The 23,094-nt window shown below is 46.4% G+C and carries 25 protein-coding genes and 1 tRNA gene; 6 read left to right on the plus strand and 20 right to left on the minus strand.

The genetic code is table 11. The features are described 5' to 3' along the window. Nucleotides 1-50: 50 nt before the first annotated feature. From ACF8CV_RS17450 to mutY, 4 genes are all read right to left on the minus strand, one after another. A tRNA-Phe gene (locus ACF8CV_RS17450) sits at nt 51-126 on the minus strand. A gap of 100 nt (nt 127-226) precedes the next feature. Next, complete coding sequence (gene mltC, locus ACF8CV_RS17455) at nt 227-1,366, minus strand: membrane-bound lytic murein transglycosylase MltC (RefSeq protein WP_005490305.1); 1,140 nt, start codon at nt 1,364-1,366, stop codon at nt 227-229. An 88-nt stretch (nt 1,367-1,454) separates the two neighbouring features. Beyond that, a complete protein-coding gene (locus ACF8CV_RS17460) occupies nt 1,455-1,727 on the minus strand; it encodes an oxidative damage protection protein (protein ID WP_005482430.1) in 273 nt (90 codons plus the stop codon). A gap of 19 nt (nt 1,728-1,746) precedes the next feature. Further along, on the minus strand, nt 1,747-2,823 hold the full coding sequence (gene mutY, locus ACF8CV_RS17465; RefSeq protein ID WP_029816103.1) for an A/G-specific adenine glycosylase: 1,077 nt from the start codon (nt 2,821-2,823) through the stop codon (nt 1,747-1,749). A gap of 203 nt (nt 2,824-3,026) precedes the next feature. Here mutY and trmB point away from each other — a divergent pair, with 203 nt between their 5' ends. The 3 genes from trmB to glsB all read left to right on the plus strand — a co-directional run bounded on the left by trmB (nt 3,027) and on the right by glsB (nt 5,799). Continuing rightward, nucleotides 3,027-3,746, plus strand: coding sequence for a tRNA (guanosine(46)-N7)-methyltransferase TrmB (trmB, locus tag ACF8CV_RS17470; protein ID WP_005482471.1), 720 nt, complete (start codon nt 3,027-3,029; stop codon nt 3,744-3,746). 11 nt (nt 3,747-3,757) lie between these two features. Beyond that, complete coding sequence (locus ACF8CV_RS17475; RefSeq protein WP_392417361.1) at nt 3,758-4,786, plus strand: TRM11 family SAM-dependent methyltransferase; 1,029 nt, start codon at nt 3,758-3,760, stop codon at nt 4,784-4,786. 92 nt (nt 4,787-4,878) lie between these two features. Next, a complete protein-coding gene (glsB, locus tag ACF8CV_RS17480; protein ID WP_005482494.1) occupies nt 4,879-5,799 on the plus strand; it encodes a glutaminase B in 921 nt (306 codons plus the stop codon). A 61-nt stretch (nt 5,800-5,860) separates the two neighbouring features. Here the strand turns inward: glsB and hemW are convergent, their stop codons facing one another. The 7 genes from hemW to ACF8CV_RS17515 form a co-directional block, all read right to left on the minus strand. Next, nucleotides 5,861-7,039, minus strand: a complete 1,179-nt coding sequence (hemW, locus tag ACF8CV_RS17485; RefSeq protein WP_029852371.1) for a radical SAM family heme chaperone HemW — start codon at nt 7,037-7,039, stop codon at nt 5,861-5,863. A gap of 18 nt (nt 7,040-7,057) precedes the next feature. Further along, on the minus strand, nt 7,058-7,660 hold the full coding sequence (locus ACF8CV_RS17490; protein ID WP_025518666.1) for an XTP/dITP diphosphatase: 603 nt from the start codon (nt 7,658-7,660) through the stop codon (nt 7,058-7,060). A 117-nt stretch (nt 7,661-7,777) separates the two neighbouring features. Continuing rightward, the gene (locus tag ACF8CV_RS17495; protein ID WP_005461703.1) at nt 7,778-8,209 is read right to left on the minus strand and encodes a DUF4426 domain-containing protein; all 432 of its coding nucleotides are present in this window, start codon (nt 8,207-8,209) and stop codon (nt 7,778-7,780) included. Nucleotides 8,210-8,336: 127 nt separating this feature from the next. Then, nucleotides 8,337-8,627 carry a DUF167 family protein YggU gene (gene yggU / locus ACF8CV_RS17500; RefSeq protein WP_005482461.1) on the minus strand — a complete coding sequence of 97 codons (291 nt, stop codon included), beginning with the start codon at nt 8,625-8,627 and terminating at the stop codon, nt 8,337-8,339. Continuing rightward, the gene (locus tag ACF8CV_RS17505; protein ID WP_138938658.1) at nt 8,627-9,184 is read right to left on the minus strand and encodes a YggT family protein; all 558 of its coding nucleotides are present in this window, start codon (nt 9,182-9,184) and stop codon (nt 8,627-8,629) included. The genes yggU and ACF8CV_RS17505 overlap by 1 nt, the downstream gene beginning before the upstream one ends. 52 nt (nt 9,185-9,236) lie before the next feature. Then, a complete protein-coding gene (gene proC, locus ACF8CV_RS17510; RefSeq protein ID WP_005482485.1) occupies nt 9,237-10,055 on the minus strand; it encodes a pyrroline-5-carboxylate reductase in 819 nt (272 codons plus the stop codon). 119 nt (nt 10,056-10,174) lie between these two features. Beyond that, nucleotides 10,175-10,888 (minus strand): YggS family pyridoxal phosphate-dependent enzyme, encoded by a 714-nt coding sequence (locus tag ACF8CV_RS17515; RefSeq protein WP_138938657.1) that lies wholly within the window; start codon nt 10,886-10,888, stop codon nt 10,175-10,177. A 28-nt stretch (nt 10,889-10,916) separates the two neighbouring features. On the opposite strand from ACF8CV_RS17515, the gene ACF8CV_RS17520 reads away from it, so the two are divergent. After that, nucleotides 10,917-11,957, plus strand: coding sequence for a type IV pilus twitching motility protein PilT (locus ACF8CV_RS17520; protein WP_005461712.1), 1,041 nt, complete (start codon nt 10,917-10,919; stop codon nt 11,955-11,957). A 30-nt stretch (nt 11,958-11,987) separates the two neighbouring features. Beyond that, entirely contained in the window at nt 11,988-13,094 is a 1,107-nt protein-coding gene (locus ACF8CV_RS17525; RefSeq protein WP_005461714.1) for a PilT/PilU family type 4a pilus ATPase, read from the plus strand. A gap of 61 nt (nt 13,095-13,155) precedes the next feature. Here ACF8CV_RS17525 and ruvX read toward each other — a convergent pair whose 3' ends face one another. The 8 genes from ruvX to metK form a co-directional block, all read right to left on the minus strand. After that, on the minus strand, nt 13,156-13,581 hold the full coding sequence (gene ruvX, locus ACF8CV_RS17530; RefSeq protein WP_005461715.1) for a Holliday junction resolvase RuvX: 426 nt from the start codon (nt 13,579-13,581) through the stop codon (nt 13,156-13,158). Nucleotides 13,582-13,629: 48 nt separating this feature from the next. Beyond that, the gene (locus ACF8CV_RS17535) at nt 13,630-14,193 is read right to left on the minus strand and encodes a YqgE/AlgH family protein (protein WP_005461717.1); all 564 of its coding nucleotides are present in this window, start codon (nt 14,191-14,193) and stop codon (nt 13,630-13,632) included. Between the two features lie 113 nt (nt 14,194-14,306). Continuing rightward, the gene (gene gshB / locus ACF8CV_RS17540) at nt 14,307-15,257 is read right to left on the minus strand and encodes a glutathione synthase (protein ID WP_005425823.1); all 951 of its coding nucleotides are present in this window, start codon (nt 15,255-15,257) and stop codon (nt 14,307-14,309) included. 14 nt (nt 15,258-15,271) lie between these two features. After that, nucleotides 15,272-16,003 (minus strand): 16S rRNA (uracil(1498)-N(3))-methyltransferase, encoded by a 732-nt coding sequence (gene rsmE, locus ACF8CV_RS17545; protein ID WP_017449132.1) that lies wholly within the window; start codon nt 16,001-16,003, stop codon nt 15,272-15,274. Between the two features lie 124 nt (nt 16,004-16,127). Beyond that, entirely contained in the window at nt 16,128-16,823 is a 696-nt protein-coding gene (endA, locus tag ACF8CV_RS17550) for a deoxyribonuclease I (protein ID WP_005493878.1), read from the minus strand. A 119-nt stretch (nt 16,824-16,942) separates the two neighbouring features. After that, the gene (locus tag ACF8CV_RS17555) at nt 16,943-17,440 is read right to left on the minus strand and encodes a SprT family zinc-dependent metalloprotease (RefSeq protein ID WP_015297290.1); all 498 of its coding nucleotides are present in this window, start codon (nt 17,438-17,440) and stop codon (nt 16,943-16,945) included. Between the two features lie 66 nt (nt 17,441-17,506). Then, on the minus strand, nt 17,507-18,304 hold the full coding sequence (locus ACF8CV_RS17560; RefSeq protein WP_005461722.1) for a DUF2189 domain-containing protein: 798 nt from the start codon (nt 18,302-18,304) through the stop codon (nt 17,507-17,509). A gap of 344 nt (nt 18,305-18,648) precedes the next feature. Further along, on the minus strand, nt 18,649-19,803 hold the full coding sequence (gene metK, locus ACF8CV_RS17565; protein WP_005461723.1) for a methionine adenosyltransferase: 1,155 nt from the start codon (nt 19,801-19,803) through the stop codon (nt 18,649-18,651). Nucleotides 19,804-20,119: 316 nt separating this feature from the next. On the opposite strand from metK, the gene tkt reads away from it, so the two are divergent. After that, nucleotides 20,120-22,114, plus strand: coding sequence for a transketolase (gene tkt / locus ACF8CV_RS17570; protein ID WP_005493886.1), 1,995 nt, complete (start codon nt 20,120-20,122; stop codon nt 22,112-22,114). 77 nt (nt 22,115-22,191) lie between these two features. On the opposite strand, the gene ACF8CV_RS17575 is transcribed toward tkt, so the two are convergent. Continuing rightward, entirely contained in the window at nt 22,192-23,085 is an 894-nt protein-coding gene (locus ACF8CV_RS17575; protein WP_005461724.1) for a LysR family transcriptional regulator, read from the minus strand. Nucleotides 23,086-23,094 lie beyond the last annotated feature (9 nt).

The following is a 23,094-nucleotide window of genomic DNA, read 5'->3' on the forward strand; positions in this document are numbered from 1 at the left end:
TGCTTTTGTTCGTGTAATAACTTTTGCTAAGACACCAACAAATCAAATTGTGGTGCCCGGAGGCGGAATCGAACCACCGACACGAGGATTTTCAATCCTCTGCTCTACCGACTGAGCTATCCGGGCAACGGAGCGCTATTAAACGGATTTTCCCGCTTTGCGTCAACCACTTTTTTTAAATAATTTCAAAAAAGTGGTTGTTCGAACGCTTTTTATTCAACTGTCATTACAAAGTGTGCTCAGAGTTAAATTCCTTTTTGAAATTTGTAACTTTTTCTAGGTAACGACGCGCTTCAGCGTTCGGATGTTTCTTAGTTAGCGCCCAATAAACTTGGTTGGGTTGCAAAGAATTGAGATCTCGCATCGCGCGTTTTCGGTCACTGCGATTAAATGTGTTTAAAACACCACCAGTTCCACCGTTGTAAGCGGAAATCATACTGTACTCTAACGAAGTTGGATGCTGAACTTCGCGTAAATAACGGTTTTTGAGGATGTAGAAGTAGGCGGTTCCTGTGTCAATATTGTTTTCTGGGTTGAACAAATACTCTGGGCTAGGTTGTCCTGATTTGTTCTTTACGAGCTTAAATACATCACGACCAGCGGTTTTGGGCACTACTTGCATCAATCCATAAGCATTGGCCCAACTTACTGCGTAAGGGTTAAAGCTGCTCTCGGTTTTGATGATGGCGTAAATCAGATCTTCAGGAATGTCGTATTTTTTTGATGCGCGACGCACGATATCCGCGTATTGGTAACTACGCTGAGAGAAGTGATCCTCTACCATTGGAATCTCAACGTAATACGCTTTTTTAAAGTCTACATCTTTGGTTTTGATGTTATTGGCAATCAGATAGTCAGCGAAGCGATTCGCGCGCCATGACCATTGAATGGGCTTTTTATCTTGATCGAGCACCTGTTTGTACAAAAAGGGTTGGCCTTCGAGTTTGATCTCTTTTGATGAGAACAAGTCGACGTTTGCTGGATCATCTGGCGTTAGCAATGTGGTGATGATCGCGTTCTTCAAGTGTTTTTGTGGTTCGGTCGGAGAAACGGTCTCGATTGTAATAAGACCTTTCTGGAAATCCACTTCTGCCCGACTTAAATAATTGTCGATGTACTTGACGTAGTTACTTTTACCTGCGAACTTCACTTCACGTTGTCCCCAACGCTTTTTGATATTGCCTGAGAAGCTATTGATTAACGCATCGAGTGCGGCGGTATCTTTCTCAAACTGGCCTGGTAGCTCTGCTAGATTGTTTGCAAAGCGGTTGGTTGGCTCGTAGTTCACGTCATAAATTTTTTCGACGAATTCGCGGCTACAGCCCGCCAATAAGAGAGCGGTGGCAATAAAAGCAATTTTCTTCATAAGTTTTTAGGTGATGAGGACAAGACGCTGGAGGAAAAATGACATCACAGTTTAGGTTGTGATGTCATTGCTTTTGAACAAATTGGCTTTATTCGCTTGGTGGTGTGTAACCTTCAATGTGAACGTCTTTGCCTTCGAATAGGAAGTTCACCATTTCGGTTTCGAGCAGTTTACGATGCTCTGGATCCATCATGTTGAGCTTTTTCTCGTTGATCAACATGGTTTGTTTGTGTTGCCACTGAGCCCAAGCTTCTTTCGAGATGTTATCGAAAATGCGTTTACCTAGTTCACCTGGGTAAAGTTGAAAGTCCAGACCTTCGCCTTCTTTCTTTAGTCGAGCACAAAACACAGTGCGGCTCATAATGACTCCTTGTATTCAATTAACGAAGTTCGTGAGGTAGCGCTTCCAATAAAAGTTTTACTGGTGCGGCTAACCCCACTTCTTCAGGTTGAGATAAGTTATACCAAAGACCTTTGCTGCCTTCCATTACCACATCGGGTTGCTTTGACAGGTCAATCAAAATTGGTGTGATATCTAGGTGGTAATGACTAAATGTATGGCGAAACGTGATTAACGTTTCCTGCTTATTGATGTCGCTGGCTTTTATACCACGTTGCTCAAGTAGTAAATCGATATCGCTTTCGACGTCCACATGTTCGGTTTGTGGGAAGCAAAATAAACCTCCCCAAATACCAGTTTGTGGTCTTTGTTCTAGCCATACTTCGTGTCCGTTCTCATTGTGGTGATGAAGCATCACGAAGCGGGTTTGTTTGATCGGTTTTTCTTTCTTCGGTTTTTTACCCGGGTAGTCGAGCACGTTCCCTTGTTTTTTCGCCACACATAAATCAGCAACAGGGCATAGGGTGCACTTAGGTTTGCTGCGGGTACAAACCATCGCCCCCATGTCCATCATGGCTTGGTTATACTTATCTACATCAGTTTGCGGAGTATGCGCTTCGGCAATTTCCCATAGCTGATTTTCAACTTTCTTCTGACCTGGCCAACCTTCTACAGCAAAGCAGCGTGATAGCGTTCGTTTTACGTTGCCATCAAGAATGGCATGCGGTTGCTTGTGTACCGATGACAATACGGCTGCTGCGGTTGAGCGACCAATTCCAGGAAGCGCATTCATTTGTTCTAGATTAAGTGGAAACTCGCCACTGTATTTATGGGCGACCTCTTTAGCTGCTTTATGAAGGTTGCGAGCTCGAGCGTAATAACCTAGGCCAGTCCAAAGGTGTAGCACTTCATCTTGCTCTGCGTTCGCAAGGTCGACGACAGTCGGAAAGCGTTCCAAGAAGCGTTGGTAATAAGGAATAACGGTAGTGACCTGTGTTTGCTGAAGCATAATTTCAGACAACCAGACACTGTATGCGGTTTTGTTTTGTTGCCACGGAAGATCTTTTCTTCCGTATGCGTCATACCATTCTAAGATGGCACTGGCGAAAGGGGTCACGACTTGCTCTGTATTCTATTATTGGTTAGGGGCAAAATTGCACCACAGAATGGGTAAGAAGTACAACTGGTAAACAGTGGGGATATTACAGGGGGTGTGATGGCTTTTGGGTAGTGATAGGCCACAAGCTCAACAAATACTTGCACCCGAGTAAATTCTTTGGATAATCCCCGCTTTGATTAATCAATGTGCAGGCAAAATCAATGAGTGAAGTAACCACTAACGAATACAACGAAGACGGCAAGCTTATCCGTAAAATCCGCAGTTTTGTACGTCGCGAAGGTCGTCTAACGAAAGGCCAAGAGAACGCGATGAACGAGTGCTGGCCAACAATGGGTATCGACTACAAAGCAGAACTTCTTGATTGGAAAGAAGTGTTTGGTAACGATAATCCAGTTGTACTAGAAATCGGTTTTGGTATGGGTGCTTCATTAGTTGAAATGGCAAAGAATGCGCCTGAGAAAAACTTCTTCGGTATTGAAGTACATAGCCCAGGTGTTGGTGCTTGTCTTTCAGATGCACGCGAAGCGGGTATCACTAATCTTCGCGTAATGTGTCACGATGCGGTTGAAGTGTTTGAGCACATGATCCCAAATGACAGCCTTGCTACGCTACAATTATTCTTCCCAGACCCTTGGCACAAAAAGCGTCACCACAAGCGTCGTATCGTGCAGCTTGAGTTTGCTGAAATGGTTCGTCAAAAGCTTATCCCGAACGAAGGCATTTTCCACATGGCAACAGACTGGGAAAACTACGCGGAGCACATGATTGAAATCATGAACCAAGCGCCAGGTTTCGAAAATATTGCGCAAGACGGTGACTTTGTACCTCGTCCTGAAGATCGTCCACTGACGAAGTTTGAAGCTCGCGGTCACCGTCTAGGTCACGGTGTGTGGGATATTAAATACAAACGCATTGCTTAAGGAGTCAGTTGATGTACCACTACGCGATATTAGCGAATCCGGGTCACAACCGAATTTACTTTGATAGCGCAATGACCATTGCATGCTCAGAGCTCAAAGCGATTTTGGCCTCTGAAGGTGTTGAAGTGACTGAAATTGGCAGCAAAGACGTGGGTTTACCTGCGGCGCTGGTGTTTTCTTGTGAGCAGGCGTTAAGTGAAGCGCAGTCTCGTAAGATTGCCGCATCTTCTATCTATTACGCGCTGTTTGAAGTGCGTGAAGATGGTTTGCTTCGTCCAATTCAGGCGCCTGCATTCAATACTTTCCCTGAGAGCATGAGCCAGATCCTGCGTTATACAGGTAAAACCAATGAGCAGTTTACTCGCTTGATGGTTAACCTTGGCGTGAGTGCTGCAAATACTGACAGCACGCAGCTAACGCTGATGGATCCAATGTGTGGTAAGGGTACGACACTGTTTGAAGGTTTGATCCATGGCTTGAATGTCGTGGGTGTGGAGATCAACCAGAAATGGGTTCAAGAGATCCAAACCTTCATCGTTAAGTTTATGAAGAATGGCCGCTTCAAGCACAAAGTGAGCAAAGAAAAGCGCACTTCTGGTGGCAAGAAAGTGGCAGATGGCTTCGTTGTTGAAGCGGCTGCAAGTAAAGAAGACTACCTCCAGGGTAATCTTCAAACCATGAAGTTGTATTCAGCAGATACCCGTATCGCTGACCAAGTTGTGAAGAAAAACTCGGTTGACGTCATGGTGTCTGACCTACCTTATGGTGTGCAGCACGGTAGCAAAAATGCCAAAGACAGCAAGCTGAACCGTAGCCCACTAGAGCTTTTGAAAGAGGCTCTGCCTGCATGGAAAGTGGTGCTGAAAAAACAAGGTTCTGTGGTGCTGTCTTTCAATGAATTCACGTTGAAATGGAAAGATATCGCGGCATTATTTGAAGAGCAAGGGTGGAAGGTACTTTCAGAAGAGCCTTACATCGGTTATCTTCACCGTGTTGATCAATCTATCAACCGCAATATTATTGTGGCAGTGAAACCATAATCGAATCTTCGATAACGAATCCGATGAAAAGCCAACGCTCTGTTGGCTTTTTTTACCTCTGAGCGAATACTCTTGTGACAAGAAGGTAGACAATGAAACCGACAGCGGAAATTTTGACAGATATTCTGGCGGAAGTGCGCCCTTTGATCGGCCAAGGAAAAGTGGCGGACTACATTCCGGCTCTGGCAAAAGTACCGAATAATAAATTAGCTATTGCGGTATACACCAATGAAGGTGAAGTGATTAAGGCTGGCGATGCCGATGAGTCTTTTTCTATTCAGTCTATTTCGAAAGCACTGAGCCTAACGTTGGCCATGTGCTTGTACAAACAAGAAGAAATTTGGGCAAGAGTAGGTAAAGAGCCATCCGGTCAGGCGTTTAACTCGCTGATTCAGTTGGAGATGGAACAGGGTATTCCACGCAACCCGTTTATTAACGCGGGTGCAATTGTTGTGGCTGACTTGCTGCAAAGTCGTTTGTCTGCACCTCGTCAGCGCTTACTTGAGTTTGTTCGTCAGCTGTCGGGTGATACTCACATTGTCTACGACAAAGTCGTGGCCGCTTCGGAAATGATGCACGGCGATCGCAACGCGGCGATTGCTTACCTAATGCGTTCATTCGGGAACTTCGAAAACGAGGTTATTCCTGTGCTGCAAAACTATTTCCATGCCTGTGCTTTAAAGATGAGCTGTGTGGACTTAGCAAAAACCTTTAGCTACCTAGCCAACAAAGGCACTTCCGTGCAAACGGGCAAGCCAGTGGTGTCACCAACACAAACGAAGCAACTGAATGCATTGCTCGCAACTTGTGGTTTGTACGATGGTGCCGGTGAGTTTGCTTACCGTGTGGGTATGCCGGGTAAATCTGGCGTCGGTGGCGGCATTATTGCCGTGGTTCCGGGTGAAATGACCATTGCGGTTTGGTCTCCAGAACTTGATGCATCAGGGAACTCGTTGGCGGGTACGAAAGCACTGGAACTGCTCTCTGAGCGAATTGGTCGTTCGATTTTTTAGTGTTAACTGTTTCTATACAAAAAGCCTCTCGTCTGAGAGGCTTTTTTGTAGTTCGCGTGGTTTACTCTTCGTCTTCTTCTGCCATAAAGGCTTCAAGTAAGTCGTTGAGGAACAGCTTTCCTTTCTCGGTGATCTGCCAGTGCGTCTCCGTTTCACTCAAATAGCCCATCTCTAACGCCCAATCAATGGTGTTTTGAATGGTACTGAGTGATAAGCCCGTGGTATCCACATAATCTTGCTTCGGACACGCTTCCATCAAGCGGAAGCGGTTCATGAAGAACTCAAATGGGCGGTCTTCATCGGCAACGAGCTGCTCGGTATGCAAATACGGTTTTACCATATTTTGATAAGCTGCCAAGTAGCCACGAGGATGCTTCACTTTCGTGGTACGAATGATGCGGCCATCAGCGAAACTCAATTTGCCGTGTGAGCCACAGCCGATGCCGAGGTAATCACCAAAGCGCCAGTAATTCAGGTTGTGCTGACACTGATAGCCCGGTTTGCTGTAGCCAGAGATTTCGTACTGAACGTAACCTGCTGCTGCTAGCTTTTCATGCCCTTGTTCGAAGATGTCCCACAAGTCATCGTCATCTGGCAGTGTCGGTGGCTTGTAGTAGAACATGGTGTTTGGTTCGATGGTGAGCTGATACCAAGACAGGTGCGGCGGTGCGAGCTCAATCGCTTTGTCCAAATCGGCTAGCGCTTGTTCGATGCTTTGATCGGGTAAGCCGTGCATTAAGTCGAGGTTAAAGCTGTTCAAACCAATTTGATGGGCAAGTTTCGCTGCATTAACGGCTTCGTCTTGACCATGAATTCGTCCTAGACGCTCCAACTTCTCCTGCTCAAAGCTTTGAACTCCGATGGAAATTCGCGTGACGCCCGCTTTACGATAACCCACGAAACGCTCTGCTTCGATGGTGCCAGGGTTTGCTTCCATAGTGATTTCAATGTCTGGCTTGAATGGAATTCGCGCTTCGATGCCTTTTAGCAAACGCTCAATGCCTTCTGCAGAAATCAAACTTGGCGTGCCACCGCCAATGAAGATGGAATGCAGCGGACGCGGTGCGTCATTTAAGCGGTACTTATCAATATCGGTATCCAGATCTTCTAGAAGGGCACTGATGTACTCTTCTTCTGGGATCTCCGCTTTAAGCGCATGGGAGTTAAAGTCGCAATAAGGGCACTTTTGTACACACCATGGGATGTGTACATACAAGCTGAGTGCTGGGGGCGTTAACATGGACAAGTTCACTCGATCTTACTGTGCGGTTTGCGCTGATAACTGAGCAAACAGTGAGTTCAGTGCTTTACCGCGGTGAGACAACTGCTTTTTACGTGTCGGCTCTAGCTCTGCTGACGCACAGTTATCTTCTGGTACGAAGAAGATAGGGTCGTAACCAAAGCCATTTTCGCCATGTGCTTCAGTCAGAATGCGACCTTCCCATTTGCCATGACAAACGATAGGCGTTGGATCGTTTTCGTGACGCATCAATACCAATACGCAGTGGAAACGCGCGGTGCGCTCTGCTTCTGGCACGCCTTCCATTGCTTTAAGTAGCTTCTCTAGGTTCTCTTGGTCAGAGGCTTTTTCGCCGGCGTAACGAGCTGAGTAGATGCCTGGTGCACCTTTTAGGAAATCGACTTCCAGACCAGAATCATCTGCAATCGCTGGTAAGCCAGTTTCTTGCGCGGCATGGCGAGCTTTAATGATTGCGTTCTCAATGAACGTGGTGCCCGTTTCAGCAACTTCTGATACGTTGAATTCACTTTGCGCTAATACTTCAAAACCGAAGTCAGACAGTAGATCTGCCATCTCGCGAACTTTGCCTTGGTTGCCTGTTGCTAGCACAATTTTTTTCATGGGAATCTCTTTTAATAGTGATAGAGGAGAACAAATCGTTCTCCTCTAGATATTCTGGAACTGATAGAGGCTTTTGGCCTACTTAGATCAAAAAGCATTTAGATCATCACAACCCAATTACTCTTCGACAAAAAATTTCTGGGTGAATTTAAGCTTACCTGAGCCTTTGTTTCCAGCTTTAACGTCAATATCGAAGGTAAAAGTTTCTTCGTGAGTAATTGGCAGCTCAGCTAAGTAGTAAATGGCTTCGCCTTCTTTAATTTCACGAAAGGTTAATTTTTGAGTTTGACCAATTAAGTTTTTCGCGTGTCCGCCTACCTTCGCCTCGACCGCTGGCTTACCTAAAGAGGCGCTGTCTAACACGCTGATGTTCACTACAGCCACGTAACCATTACGTTTGATGTCGTAGCTGCGAGCGACTTTAGGTGTCAGGAAAGTCGAGTTAAAAGCCACATAGTGTACTTCGATGTCTTTCATGTTTTTGAACTGTTCAGCAAAGGTCGGTAATGACAACAGACTGATCAGTAATGCGGTAATCCATTTGCTCATTGTTACTTCCTCAAAGCACTCGTTATGAGCCAACCATAGTTGCACTTTTACCCGAGTGGCAGGTTAAAAAAGCATGTCCGATAGTTGGTACTAGTAAGTGTGGTACAAAATTATAAATAAAAAGCCATCATAAGATGGCTTTTACTTCAGCGGGTATCTGTACGGGCGATTCTATCCGAATTTGTTTGTGCCGTCCTAGTTCACCTTTTTCTATGTGAACCAAACCCTTAGCGATTTTGAACTGCTTGGCTAAGAACTTGGTGAGGTGAGCATTGGCTTTGCCATCTACAGGTGGTGCAGTGATGGCGATTTTGAGCTCTTCACCGTGCAAGCCGACGATCTTATCGCGGCTTGCTTTTGGTTGAATATAAAGCTTAAGGACGATGTCCTCGCCATCTTGCCAAACTGCTGCGGACATTACAGTTGGAACCAAATAGGACCAATGATATCGCCCATCAAGAAGTTTGCGAATTGCAAACCGATGAACAGAACCAGCACGCTCAAATCCAAGCCACCAAAAGCAGGAAGCACGCGACGAATTGGTGCGCACATTGGCTCGGTCAATTGATGGAACACGTATTCAATTGGGCTACGGCCTTGGCTCACCCAGCTTAGGATTGCGCGAATCAACAATACCCAGAACAGAAGGCCACCAGCAGCTTTTAGTAGTGATAACAAACCCAAGAATAGGAAATCAACGCTGAAAGAGACAGTGCCGTTAGACGCAATCAGAATCAGCGCGACAAATTTCAATACACACAGCACGTAAGCGAACAGAACCGTTGCAAGGTCAATATTGCCGATTGATGGAATAACACGACGCAGTGGGCCAATGACTGGCTGAGTCGCTTTTACGATAAATTGCGAGAACGGGTTGTAGAAATCTGCACGTGCAGCTTGCAACCAAATTCGCAAAATCACGACCATGATATACAGGTCAAATAGGGTTGAGATGAGAAAACTCATTGAATTCATAAGGTACCCTTAACAAGTAGTGGATGATGTTTCTTGAGAATCATCCAGATAATTAAAACAGTTTTTCCATTTCTTCTGCGCGAGCAACCGCAGCTTGCATGGCTTTTGCAACGATGTCCGTTAACTGATGTTCGTTGAATGTACGAAGTGCTTCGGCGGTTGTGCCGCCTTTCGAAGTCACGTTTTCACGCAGTGTCGACAGTTCGGTGTCTGGATTGCTCACCACCATACTTGCCGCACCCAGCGCTGCTTGTTGAACCAACAAACGAGCCGTTTCTTTATCAAAACCTTGAGCTATCGCTTCAGCTTGCATCGCTTCCATAAACAGGAAGAAGTATGCCGGAGCGCTGCCTGCTGCTGCAATCACATTGTTGATGCCAGATTCTTGTTCCACCCAGCAAACTTTACCAACCGCCTGCATCAGTTCTGCGGCAAAGGCTCTGTCTTGTTCTTTGACATGTTCTGGAGCGAATAAGCCACTCATGCCCAAACCCAACTGAGAAGGAGTGTTTGGCATGACGCGAACCAAATTCAATTTTGTCGCTAGCATCTCATCCAAACGTGAACAATTGATGCCTGCCGCAATAGAAATCACGAGCTTGTTGCTAAAGTCGATAGATTGCAGAGGTTTACAAACATCCGCCATCATTTGTGGTTTCACAGACAGAACCACCACATCGGCCTCGGACGCTGCCAGCATGTTGTCGCTGGTGGTACGGATACCAAAATCTTGCTCAAGCGGCAGACGACGCGCCTCTGATGGGGCGGTTGCAACAATGTTTTGTGCAGGGTAGCCGTTAGCCACGAGGCCAGAAACAATGGCTCTGACCATGTTTCCCGCACCGATAAAGGCGATCTTTTTATGTTCCATTTGTCTGATTTCCATCATGATATTTACGATTTATTGTGCGCTCAGGTGTATAATGGCGCCGCTTTGCGTTAACCGCTGTTTCATCGCGGTATCAATTAAGCATTTTCGCTCTTAAATGACTATTCACTTTTCGTGCTGTAGTCTCGCGCGCCAAAGATAGCCGTTCCGATACGAACCATGGTGCTGCCTGCTTCAATCGCAGCGGTCATGTCGCCACTCATGCCCATCGATAAGGTATCGATTTCTGGGTATTGCTGTTCAAGGGTTTGCTTCAGTGTCGCTAGCTTCTCGAACTCACGAAGCTGGGCGTCGTAGTCTGACACGTTCGCAGGAATCGACATCAATCCTCTTAAAGTGAGGTTGGGAAGGCGAGAAATCAACTCAGCCAGTTCGAATATTTCTGCGTCACTAACGCCAGATTTGGAATCTTCACCACTGGTGTTGACTTGAATCAGCACTTGCAATGGTTTGAGTTCTTGCGGACGTTGCTCATTGATTCGCTGTGCGATCTTAGCGCGATCAATGGTGTGAACCCAATCGAAATGTTCAGCAACAAGTCGCGATTTATTCGATTGAATCGGGCCAATGAAGTGCCATTCGATTCGATTATCTGGATAATGCTCGGCAAAGTGCTGAACTTTACTGACGCCTTCTTGGACGTAGTTTTCACCAAACGCGGTTTGTCCCGCTTGGTAGGCTTCGAGAATTGCCTCGACAGGTTTAGTTTTGCTTACCGCTAGAAGTTGCACTGACTCTGGAGATCGACCACATTTTTGTTCGTCGCGTCGAATTTGAGAGGTGATATGTTCAATATTTTGTTGAATACTACTCATAGCTGTACTTTAGACTTAAGGATTTTAAATGGATATCACTGAGTTACTGGATTTTAGTGTAAAACATAATGCTTCGGATCTACATCTTTCTGCAGGTGTACCACCAATGGTTCGTATTGATGGTGATGTGAGAAAACTGGGCATTCCAGCGTTTACACACCAAGAAGTGCATCGTTTGGTTTTTGAAATCATGAACGATGCCCAGCGCAGTGAGTTCGAAGAAAAACTCGAAGTCGATTTCTCTTTTGAATTGCATAACGTTGGCCGTTTTCGTGTCAACGCTTTCAACCAATCTCGCGGTTGTGCGGCGGTGTTCCGTACCATCCCAAGTAGCATCCCAACTCTGGAAGAGCTAGAAGCGCCAGAGATCTTCAAAAAAATCGCGAATGCTGAAAAAGGTTTGGTTTTGGTTACTGGCCCAACGGGTTCTGGTAAATCGACAACCTTAGCAGCCATTGTTGACTACATTAACCGTAATCACAACAAGCATATCCTCACAATTGAAGATCCGATTGAATTTGTTCACAACAACAATAAGTGTTTGATCAACCAACGTGAGGTTCACCGTGATACCCATAGCTTCCAAAACGCGCTACGCAGCGCATTGCGTGAAGACCCGGATGTGATCCTTGTCGGTGAGATGCGTGACAAAGAAACCATCAGCCTAGCGTTAACGGCGGCGGAAACGGGTCACCTAGTTTTCGGTACGTTGCACACCAGTTCAGCAGCAAAAACCATCGACCGTATCATCGATGTGTTCCCAGGTAGTGACAAAGACATGGTGCGTTCCATGTTGTCTGAATCCCTTCGTTCAGTTATCGCGCAAAAACTTTTGAAACGTAATGGCGGTGGTCGTATCGCTTGTCACGAAATCATGATGGCAACGCCCGCGATTCGTAACTTGATTCGCGAAGACAAAGTCGCGCAGATGTACTCAATCATTCAAACGGGTGCCGCGCATGGAATGCAAACCATGGAACAAAATGCCCGTCAGTTGATGGCGCAAGGCATGGTTTCGCGCGAAGAAGTCGACAGCAAGATTGGGCTTGAAGTGCAGCAATTCTCGTAACGCTCATACAGATAATGGTGAATACGGAAGATGGATCTGAATAAATTTCTTGAAGGTATGTTGACGCTAAAAGCGTCGGATCTTTACATCACGGTTGGTGCGCCAATTCTATTTCGTGTGGATGGTGAATTGCGTCCGCAAGGGGAGAAACTCACCGAACATGATGTTGCAAAGTTGCTTGATAGCGCAATGGATCCTGATCGGCGTCAGGAGTTTCGCAAAAGCCGCGAATCAAACTTTGCTATCGTCAGAGATTGTGGTCGCTTCCGTGTTAGTGCTTTTTTTCAGCGAGAACTGCCGGGTGCAGTTATTCGCCGTATCGAAACCATCATTCCTACTTTTGAGCAGTTAAAACTGCCTTTAGTGCTGCAAGACTTAGCGATTGCCAAGCGTGGTTTGGTGCTGGTGGTCGGCGCGACTGGCTCGGGTAAATCGACCACGATGGCGGCGATGACGGGCTATCGAAACAGCAACAAAACCGGTCACATCTTGACGGTCGAAGATCCGATCGAATTTGTGCATGAGCATAAGCGTTGTATCGTAACTCAGCGTGAGGTGGGTTTGGATACCGAGAGCTATGAAGTCGCATTGAAAAACTCGCTGCGCCAAGCGCCAGATATGATTTTGATTGGCGAGATCCGTAGCCGAGAAACGATGGAATACGCGATGACCTTCGCCGAAACGGGTCACTTGTGTATGGCAACGTTGCACGCCAACAACGCCAACCAAGCGTTAGAGCGTATTCTCCATTTGGTGCCTAAAGATCAAAAAGAGCAATTTTTGTTTGATTTGTCGATGAACCTAAAAGGCGTGATTGGTCAGCAGCTGATCCGTGATAAGAATGGTCAAGGGCGTCATGGTGTGTTTGAAATCTTGCTAAACAGTCCACGAGTGTCGGATTTGATCCGTCGTGGTGATTTACACGAATTGAAGTCAACCATGGCACGATCCAATGAGTTTGGCATGCTGACGTTTGACCAATCGCTCTACAAGTTGGTGATGCAAGGTAAGATCAGCGAAGAGGATGCACTGCACAGTGCGGATTCAGCCAACGATCTTCGTTTAATGCTGAAAACACAGCGTGGTGAGCCGTTCTCTACAGGCAGTCTTGCCAACGTCAAAATCGATATGGATTAAGCGTATTCAAGACACAAAAAAGGTTGGCTTCTGCCAACCTTTTTCATTGTGCTTGCGAGGTTTATTCGCCCCAAAGCGCTTCAAACCAACTCTCCAGAATGACCACGGCAGATTGGCAGTCGATATTGCCTTTCGATAAGGCTTTGTAGCCACCCATACTGAACAATTCTGCGCGCGCTTCTGAAGTTGATAAGCGCTCATCATGCAATTCAACAGGCAAGCCATAACGACCTTGCAGACGCTTCGCAAATTTTTTCGCACGCGGGGTGATGGTTTCTAAATCTTTACCATGTAAATCCGTTGGCAGGCCTACGACCAATAAATCTGGTTGCCATTCTTTAATTTGTTTTTCTATGTCATCCCAATTTGGAATGCCATCATTGGCTTTAAACGCTTTCAGTGGTGAAGCGGTGCCTGTGATTTCTTGACCAATCGCGCTACCAATACTTTTAGTACCGAAATCGAAGGCCATTATTGTGCGTGACATACAGTGTCTCAAATCTTAATGAAGTGGAAGTTAAGGAAGGCGGTTGCGTTACGCATGACCTGCGTCTGCCGACAATTGACTCGGGTCGATACCTAGCTTTTCTACCGCTTTTTTCCAGCGCTCTGTAATGGGCGTATCGAAGATGATTTCTGGTGTGGCTTCGATGGTTAGCCAAGAGTTTTCAACCAGTTCATTTTCTAACTGACCAGCACTCCAACCGGAATAACCAAGAGCAACCAAATAGTCACTTGGCTCAGCCTCTGTCCCCAATACGGAAAGAATATCTCGCGAAGTGGTGACAGCAAGGTCATCGGTCATTTGAATGCTGGATTCATAGTAATCTTTCGGTTTATGTAGAATAAAACCACGGTCTTCTGAGATTGGACCGCCATTGTAGACGGGTCTATCTAAGCTGGCTTCAAACAGGCGCGGGTGAACAGGCTGCACGTCAACTTGCTTGAGCATGTTGCCTACGGTGATATCAACAGGCGCGTTGATCATCAGGCCCATAGCGCCTTCTTCGTTATGTTCACAAACGTAGATAACGCTATTCTGGAAATACGGATCTTTCATTCCAGGCATGGCTACTAAAAAATGGTTTGTGAGGTTCATTCTCATACCGACCTTTAAGACTCGTAAATGCACTTAAGCAAACTCGCGACTATGTGCATGAGTTTGCTTAAGATAATGTCTGGTTCTCTACTATAACTGTACTATAAATTCAGTTATTCGCCTTTCACACGACGTTCAATGGCATCCATCAGTTTGCCAGTGATAGAAATGTCGAATGCCGCTTCGATTTCACGAATACAAGTTGGGCTAGTCACGTTGATTTCAGTTAGCTTGTCGCCAATCACATCAAGACCAACAAAGATAAGCCCTTTTTCTTTTAGAGTCGGAGCAACAGCTTGAGCAATCTTCATATCTGTTTCGCTTAGCGGACGAGCTTCACCAGTACCACCAGCAGCTAGGTTGCCGCGCGTTTCGCCTTTAGCAGGAATACGCGCAAGACAGTAAGGCATCGGTTCACCGTCAACAACAAGAATACGCTTATCACCATTGCTGATGTCTGGCACGAAGGTTTGCGCCATCGCGTAGTTTTGACCATGGTTAGTCAGCGTTTCGATGATCACCGACACGTTTGGATCGTTTTCTTTTACGCGGAAAATTGAAGCGCCGCCCATACCATCAAGAGGTTTTAGGATCACATCGCCGTGCTCTTCACGGAAGGCTTTAATTTTTTCTGCTTTGCGTGTCACGATTGTGGTTGGCGTAAGTTCTGGGAACCAAGCGGTAAACAGTTTTTCGTTGCAGTCGCGTAGGCTTTGAGGTTTGTTAACGATCAATGCGCCTTGTTCTTCAGCACGCTCAAGAATGTAAGTCGCGTAGATGTACTCGGTATCAAATGGAGGATCTTTGCGCATGAGTACCGCGTCGAGCTCAGACAGTTCGATCGTCTGTTCAGATTTGAACTCGTACCAGCCGTTTGGATCTTCTTTCAGCTCAACCACTTTAGTGTCGGCAATCGCTTTGCCTTGGTCTAGGTGAAGATCGTTCATTTCCATGTAGTGGATTTCATAGCCGCGGCGTTGCGCTTCAAGCATCATGGCAAAGCTAGAGTCTTTCTTGATGTTAATGGACGAGATTGGGTCCATTACAATACCGAGTTTGATCATTATTTTTCTCCGTTTTAACCAAGATCGCCGAAACGAACTTGTAAGGCTGTAATTGCTGTCAGAGCCGCAGTTTCGGTGCGTAGAACGCGCGGGCCGAGTAGCGTCTCTTCAAATTGGTATTCGCGAGTCATGTCGATCTCTTCTGAAGACAAACCGCCTTCAGGGCCGATCAGAAGACGCACTTTCTCTACAGGTGTCGGCAGGGTGTTGATTGAGTATTTTGCACGAGGGTGAAGGTTGAGCTTTAGACCATCGTACTCTTCTTGGCACCACTGTTCCAAGCTCATGATTGGGCGAATTTCTGGTACTACGTTGCGACCACATTGTTCACACGCACTGATCGCAATCTTCTGCCACTGCGCGAGCTTTTTCTCAAAACGTTTTTGATCCAGCTTTACGCCACAACGTTCAGAAATAAGTGGTGTGATGGTATTAACGCCAAGCTCTACTGATTTCTGAATGGTGAACTCCATCTTATCGCCACGTGAAATGACTTGGCCAAGATGTAAGTCGAGAGGGGATTCAATGTTGCTTTCGACGCGCTCAGTCACGTCAACGAGAACGTTCTTTTTACTGACTTCACTGATCACTGCTGGGAACTCTGCGCCACTGCCGTCAAATAATAGAACATCTTGGCCTTCTTTCATGCGAAGTACTCGGCCGATATGGCCTGCAGCGTCTTCACTTAAAGCGATGGTGCCAAGTTGATGAATGGTTTCTGGATGATAAATTCGAGGGATACGCATGAGATTTCCAGCAAGAGAATAAACTTAGTTCCTAACATGGATGCTTTCCACCGAAAAAACAAGGGGCAAGAGGCGTTTCGAATGAAGGAAACGCCTCAAACAAAGCTCGGGTGCGCTTGTGTTTTTACAGTGCGCGGCAAGCCTCTTGAACAAACGGGTTGTGGTTACCTTGTACTTTGGCGATGCGCTCGTCACGCTCACATTCCCATTTGTCTACCGGATAGGTTTTGTTCCAAGCACTCATTAGCTGAGTTTGTTGCTTGGAGAGTTTGAATCCGTACTCCTTGCTCATGTACAAGTAAGTGCGAGCAATCGAGCCGCGAGCTCTGTCGGGTGGCATTACTTTGCGTTGCTTGAAGTTCACTTGCATGTCGCAGCGGCCATAACTGACGCCATCCATGCCGTTCCATTGGCTGAAGTTGAAGTTAGAACGGTCACCGTTCACCTCACCAACCGCTGGGGTCAGGTTGTGTAAATCCGCCTCCATGAGTTTAAAAGCCGTGTCGTTGCGCGAACAGTTTTTGCGCCCACCGCTTTGCCAACACTGGAGCTGGTGGCCGAATTGCCAAGCAGGAACCACATGTTCCCATTCAATGCGAGCTGCGCGTTTTTCTTGTTTGCGAACTTGGTAACCGCAAGAGGCTAAGTCAGGAACGCCTTTTTTGCCTTGCCACTGGATATCACAACCGCAGTAAAAACTGCTTGGGTGGTCTTGATAGATTTTCACCGCTTCACGTTTGGCGGCAGAAAATGAGCTAGGAGGGGCAGAAAAAGCGGAACTAGAAAGAACAAAGAGAAACAGAGTAAACAAGTATTTCATGATTAAAGTCTTTAAAAAGTATGACTTTAATCATTCTATCACTCAGAGATTGGCTTTCGTAATGAGTCTGTTAATAATAAAAATAAACAAGTGATCGCCGCGGTTTCTCACCGGCGAGATTAAGAAAGTTGAACACCTGTAAAATTCAAAGGCTGGTGGCATTTTTGACAGGAGTAGGCTGCCTCTTTGCGCAGAACTTTATTATGTCGGCGAATCGAGAGCGGGTAGGTCATGCAGCCGCAACGATACTCAAACGTCTTACCTTGGACTGAGGTAACTTCAAAGCGGTGTGTGGTGTTGGCAGGAATACCAAATACGGATTCCATGACGCCCCGCCACTCTTTTCCGTGTGGTCGAACTCGGCCGTACACTTGGTAGGTGATTAAGTGGGCGACTTCATGAGGAATTACTTCTTCCAAAAACGCCTGTGGATTTTCTCTAAATAAAATAGGGTTGAGACGAATCTGATTTAATTGAAGGTAGGCTTTTCCCGCTGCTTTGCCGCGAACGTTGAATGTGATGCTTGGGATAGGGAATGAGCGCTTAAATGCCTGCTGTGCCAAAGAGATACAATCAGCCATGACTTGCTTGGCTTTATAACTCAGTTCAATGTCCATCCATACTCCGGTGTATTCAATAAAAAGCCCCCGCGTTGGCGAGGGCTGAATCATAGCATTTGTCCGTTAAGGCGTGTGTTTTTTCTTGATGGTTGCATGATAGGCGTGCCATGTACCGTAGCCCAAAATTGGCATGGTAAACAACATACCGATTCCGTAGGTAGCAAAGCCAATCAATATACCGCCACAAATTATCGCTGCCCAAACAATCATGGCCGGAATATTGGATTTCACTGCGTTAAAGCTAGTAAACACCGCTGTCATCATGTCGACACGGCGCTCCATCATTAATGGAATCGAAAACGCAGAGATACTAAATACGATACACGCCAACACGAATCCAACCAATGAACCTATGACCAGAAAAGGCAAAAACTCAGTCAGTGGTGCGCCTTGTACGGATGGGTACAACGCGTGGAGCAGCGCAGCGATACGCATCCAGAAAATCATACAGACGGCGAGCAATACTGCGAACGCCCATTGTGAGCTGGAGTTACGACCAATCGCTTTCATGGAATGGAGCAGGCGCGCTTTGTGCCCACGTTCTCTCTCCCAACTCGCATCATAAAGACCCAGTGCTAAAAACGGACCTATGAGCATATAGACGATGAGGCTTGGCATCACCACTAAGTGTGTGCCTTGCCATTGCACCAGAAGCACAATACCAATCGCTGCTGCCATAAAACAGATGCCGTAAAAAGCACTGATGAGAGGCATACGTACGAAATCATGTAACCCTAGAGCTAACCAATGAAAGGGTGCACTCAGATTGACGGTGTTACACGGAATGGTTCTGGCGTATTCATTATCTGGCACTTCCTTTCGTTTGCTTTGGAAGTCAGATGGATTCACGGTACGAGGCATAACTCCTCCTTGATTAATTCCCACGGTGTCAACGCTTACCAAGGTCGTCAGTACTCGATCATCTCAATGGTTATCTTAAGGAGTACAGTGACTTGGTATCGAGCCATACAAAAGGATGTTTGGTTTACGTGTTTTAATCACGGACTCCACCACGTGAACCTACATCTTATTACTCGGTGTTATATGCATCGAAAAGTGCATTTAACATTATGTTAACTATTGGCGGTGATAGGGGAATTTACAAATAATTGCTGAATTTTTGTTCGGTAAGGGGAGGGAGGAATGTTCGATACAAAAAGCCCCCGCCATAAGGCGAGGGCTTTGTTGATTCTTGCGTGGCTCGATTACTTGATGCCAGCGAAATCGCGTAGAAGCTCAGCTTTATCAGTCGCTTCCCATGGGAACTCTTCGCGACCGAAGTGACCGTATGCTGCTGTCTTCTTGTAGATTGGTTGAAGTAGGTTAAGCATTTCTTGTAGACCGTATGGACGTAGGTCGAAGAATTGACGAACCGCTTCAATGATGATGTCGTGAGATACTTTCTCGGTACCAAACGTTTCAACCATGATAGACGTTGGATCAGCAACACCGATTGCGTAAGAAAGTTGGATTTCACAACGGTCAGCCATACCAGCCGCTACGATGTTTTTCGCTACGTAACGTGCTGCGTAAGCTGCAGAGCGGTCTACTTTCGATGGATCTTTACCAGAGAATGCACCGCCACCGTGACGAGCTGCACCGCCGTAAGTATCTACGATGATTTTACGACCAGTTAGACCACAGTCACCCATTGGGCCACCGATAACGAAACGACCGGTTGGGTTGATGAAGAAGTTAGTGTCTTTGCTGATCCACTCTGCAGGAAGAACAGGTTTGATGATCTCTTCCATTACTGCTTCACGTAGGTCAGGCGTAGAGATTGAATCACAGTGCTGAGTTGAAAGAACAACAGCATCGATACCAACAATCTTACCTTGGTCGTACTGGAACGTTACCTGAGATTTTGCGTCTGGACGCAACCAAGGTAGTGTGCCGTTTTTACGAACTTCTGCTTGCTTTTCAACAAGACGGTGAGAGTAAGTGATTGGCGCTGGCATGAGTACTTCAGTTTCGTTACATGCGTAACCAAACATGATGCCTTGGTCGCCTGCACCTTGCTCTTTAGGGTCAGCTTTATCAACACCTTGGTTGATATCTGGAGACTGTTTACCGATTGTGTTTAGAACTGCACAAGAGTTCGCGTCAAAGCCCATATCTGAGTGTACGTAGCCGATTTCACGAACGGTTTCACGAGTTAACTCTTCGATGTCAACCCATGCTGAAGTCGTGATTTCACCACCCACCATTACCATACCGGTTTTAACGTAAGTCTCACATGCAACACGAGCCTTTGGATCTTGCTCTAGAATCGCGTCAAGAACCGCATCAGAAATCTGGTCTGCAATTTTATCTGGATGACCTTCTGATACTGACTCAGAAGTAAACAGGTGCTTAGCCATGTTAGCTCCACTATATCTGGTTTAAAACTGAGGAATGATAAACTCCCCAGCGCAAATTAATACTAATATTTGTAGGTGTATCTACATCTAGACGTCTATTCTAATTTTGATTGCTCGAATTACAAGCTCTTTTTTGGTTTTTGTTATAACCAAACGTTTGCTTGAATTATTGATAATTTTTAGAACTTCGATGTATTTGAACTGAAAGGTGCAATATTTGTGAGGTTTTGGGTTGGAAAACGTTTGCACACCCAACTTGGCTTTGAGAGAATTGTGACCTCTTTTTTCGTTTCGCTTAATGTACTCAGGAGCAGACATGTCGTCTCGTAAACATCTTGCCAATGCAATTCGTGCTCTAAGCATGGATGGTGTTCAACAAGCTAACTCTGGCCACCCAGGCGCACCTATGGGTATGGCTGATATCGCTGAAGTTCTTTGGCGCTCTCACCTAAACCACAACCCAGCTAACCCAGAGTGGGCAGATCGCGACCGTTTTGTACTTTCAAACGGCCACGGTTCTATGCTGATCTACTCTCTACTGCACTTGAGCGGTTACGAGCTATCTATCGATGATCTGAAAAACTTCCGTCAGCTTCACTCTAAGACTCCAGGTCACCCAGAGTACGGCTACGCACCAGGCATCGAAACGACAACAGGTCCTCTAGGTCAAGGTATCACGAACGCTGTTGGTATGGCTCTAGCAGAAAAAGCGCTAGCAGCACAATTTAACAAAGAAGGCCACGACATCATTGACCACTTCACTTACGTGTTCATGGGGGATGGTTGTCTGATGGAAGGTATCTCGCATGAGGCATGTTCTCTTGCTGGTACTCTAGGCCTGGGTAAACTGATCGCATTTTGGGATGACAACGGCATCTCTATCGATGGTCACGTTGAAGGTTGGTTCTCTGACGATACACCTAAGCGTTTCGAAGCTTACGGTTGGCACGTAATCCCAGCGGTAGATGGCCATGATTCTGAAGCAATCAACGCAGCGATTGAAGCTGCAAAAGCGGATCCTCGTCCTACGCTAATTTGTACGAAGACTATCATCGGTTTTGGTTCTCCAAACAAATCGGGTTCTCACGACTGTCACGGCGCACCATTAGGCGCTGAAGAAATCGCAGCAGCGCGTGAATTCCTAGGTTGGGAACACCCTGCATTTGAAATCCCTGCAGATGTATACGCAGAGTGGGATGCAAAAGCAGCTGGCGCTGAAAAAGAAGCGGCGTGGAACGCGAAGTTTGAAGCATACGCAGCGGCTTACCCAACAGAAGCAGCAGAGCTTAAGCGTCGTCTAAATGGCGAACTTCCTGCTGAGTGGGAAGAGAAAGCAAACCAAATCATTGCTGATCTTCAAGCAAACCCAGCAAACATTGCGTCACGTAAAGCATCTCAAAATGCTCTAGAAGCTTTCGGTCAAATGCTACCTGAGTTTATGGGCGGCTCTGCTGACCTAGCACCTTCTAACCTAACCATGTGGTCTGGTTCTAAGTCTCTAGAAGCGAACGACTTCTCTGGTAACTACATCCACTACGGTGTACGTGAATTTGGTATGACTGCTATTATGAACGGTATCGCACTACACGGTGGTTTCGTTCCTTACGGCGCAACATTCCTAATGTTCATGGAATACGCTCGTAACGCAATGCGTATGGCTGCTTTGATGAAAATTCAGAACATCCAAGTGTACACACACGATTCTATCGGTCTTGGCGAAGATGGCCCAACTCACCAACCAGTTGAGCAAATGGCGTCTCTACGTTTGACTCCAAACATGAACACATGGCGCCCATGTGACCAAGTTGAGTCTGCTGTAGCATGGAAACTAGCGATTGAACGTAAAGATGCACCAACAGCACTTATCTTCTCTCGTCAAAACCTAGCGCAACAACCACGCAGCGCTGAGCAAGTCGCAGACATCGCGAAAGGTGCTTACATCCTGAAAGACAGTGAAGGTAAGCCTGAGCTAATCCTAATCGCAACAGGTTCTGAAGTTGAGTTAGCAGTGAAAGCCGCTGAACAACTAACAGCAGAAGGTAAGAAAGTACGCGTGGTTTCAATGCCATCAACAGATGCATTCGACAAACAAGACGCAGCTTACCGTGAAGCAGTTCTACCATCAGACGTAACAGCACGTATCGCTATTGAAGCGGGCATCGCAGACTTCTGGTACAAGTACGTTGGTTTCGACGGTCGCATCATCGGTATGACAACATTCGGTGAATCTGCACCTGCTGACCAGTTGTTCGAAATGTTTGGTTTCACTGTAGAAAACGTAGTGAACACAGCAAAAGAACTACTAGCGTAATCGAGACAGTTGTTTAAACCGGCTCTGTTGAGCGGTTGTGAGAAAAGGCCATCATGTTGATGGCCTTTTTATTTGTCTCAATATTTCCAATCTAGCGGAATACTTTGGTGAATATCTTCAAGCAGTACGGATAAGCGAAGAGGATGACGCCCTGCTGGTGTATAACAGTTGATCGTTATTGGCTCTGAAAGCCAGCCTTCAAGGCATGGGGTGATACGGCCGGGGTGATGTTTCTCATACCCTTGTGCAGTCCAAGTTGGCAAGAGACCAATGCCGTGTCCGTTGGCGATACTATCGATCTGCATAGCAATGTTGTCGCTATAGAGTCGGCTGACAAATGGTTCTAGAAAAAACTCCCCTTGTTCTGGGTGCGAGAGTAGCAAACCATTCTCTTGTATCGACCCAAAATCTATCCACGGATGTTTGTCTAGTTCTCTCGGGTGGTGGATCGGGCCATGTTTTTCGATGTAGTTTGGCGACGCGAATGGGGTGTAACGAAATACGCCAAGCGTTTCTTTGCGCCAATCCAGCCCTTTGTGTTCACCTAGCCAGATAAACAAATCTGGATCGTGGTGTGTATCGGAAAAATCACTGGTGAGCTGGACTCTGACGTCAGGGTTCTCCGCCAGAAATTCATTGAGCACATCGCCTAACCAACTGCGAACTAACGCTGCGTGGCAAACGATATGTAGAGAGCCTGATACTTGATTATTTAAGCCTTGAAGCGCCTCATAACTTTCCTCGCTGAGCTCTAAGATCTGGCGGCTGTAGTCGGCAAAAATCTCCCCTGCGCGTGTCAGAATCAAGCGGTTGCCTTGTCGAGTCGTTAGCGCTTGGCCAAAGTCGGCTTCTAATTGTGCTAAGCGGCGGCTCACGGTGGATTTCGGCTGATTCAGTGCTTTGGCGGCTGCGGTCAAACTTTTGTGTTGGTTAAGCGCATCAAAAGCACGAATTGATGCTAAGTCGTGCATATCTTACTC

The organism is Vibrio sp. zbq_1, from assembly GCF_043102935.1.
Taxonomy (GTDB): domain Bacteria; phylum Pseudomonadota; class Gammaproteobacteria; order Enterobacterales; family Vibrionaceae; genus Vibrio; species Vibrio parahaemolyticus.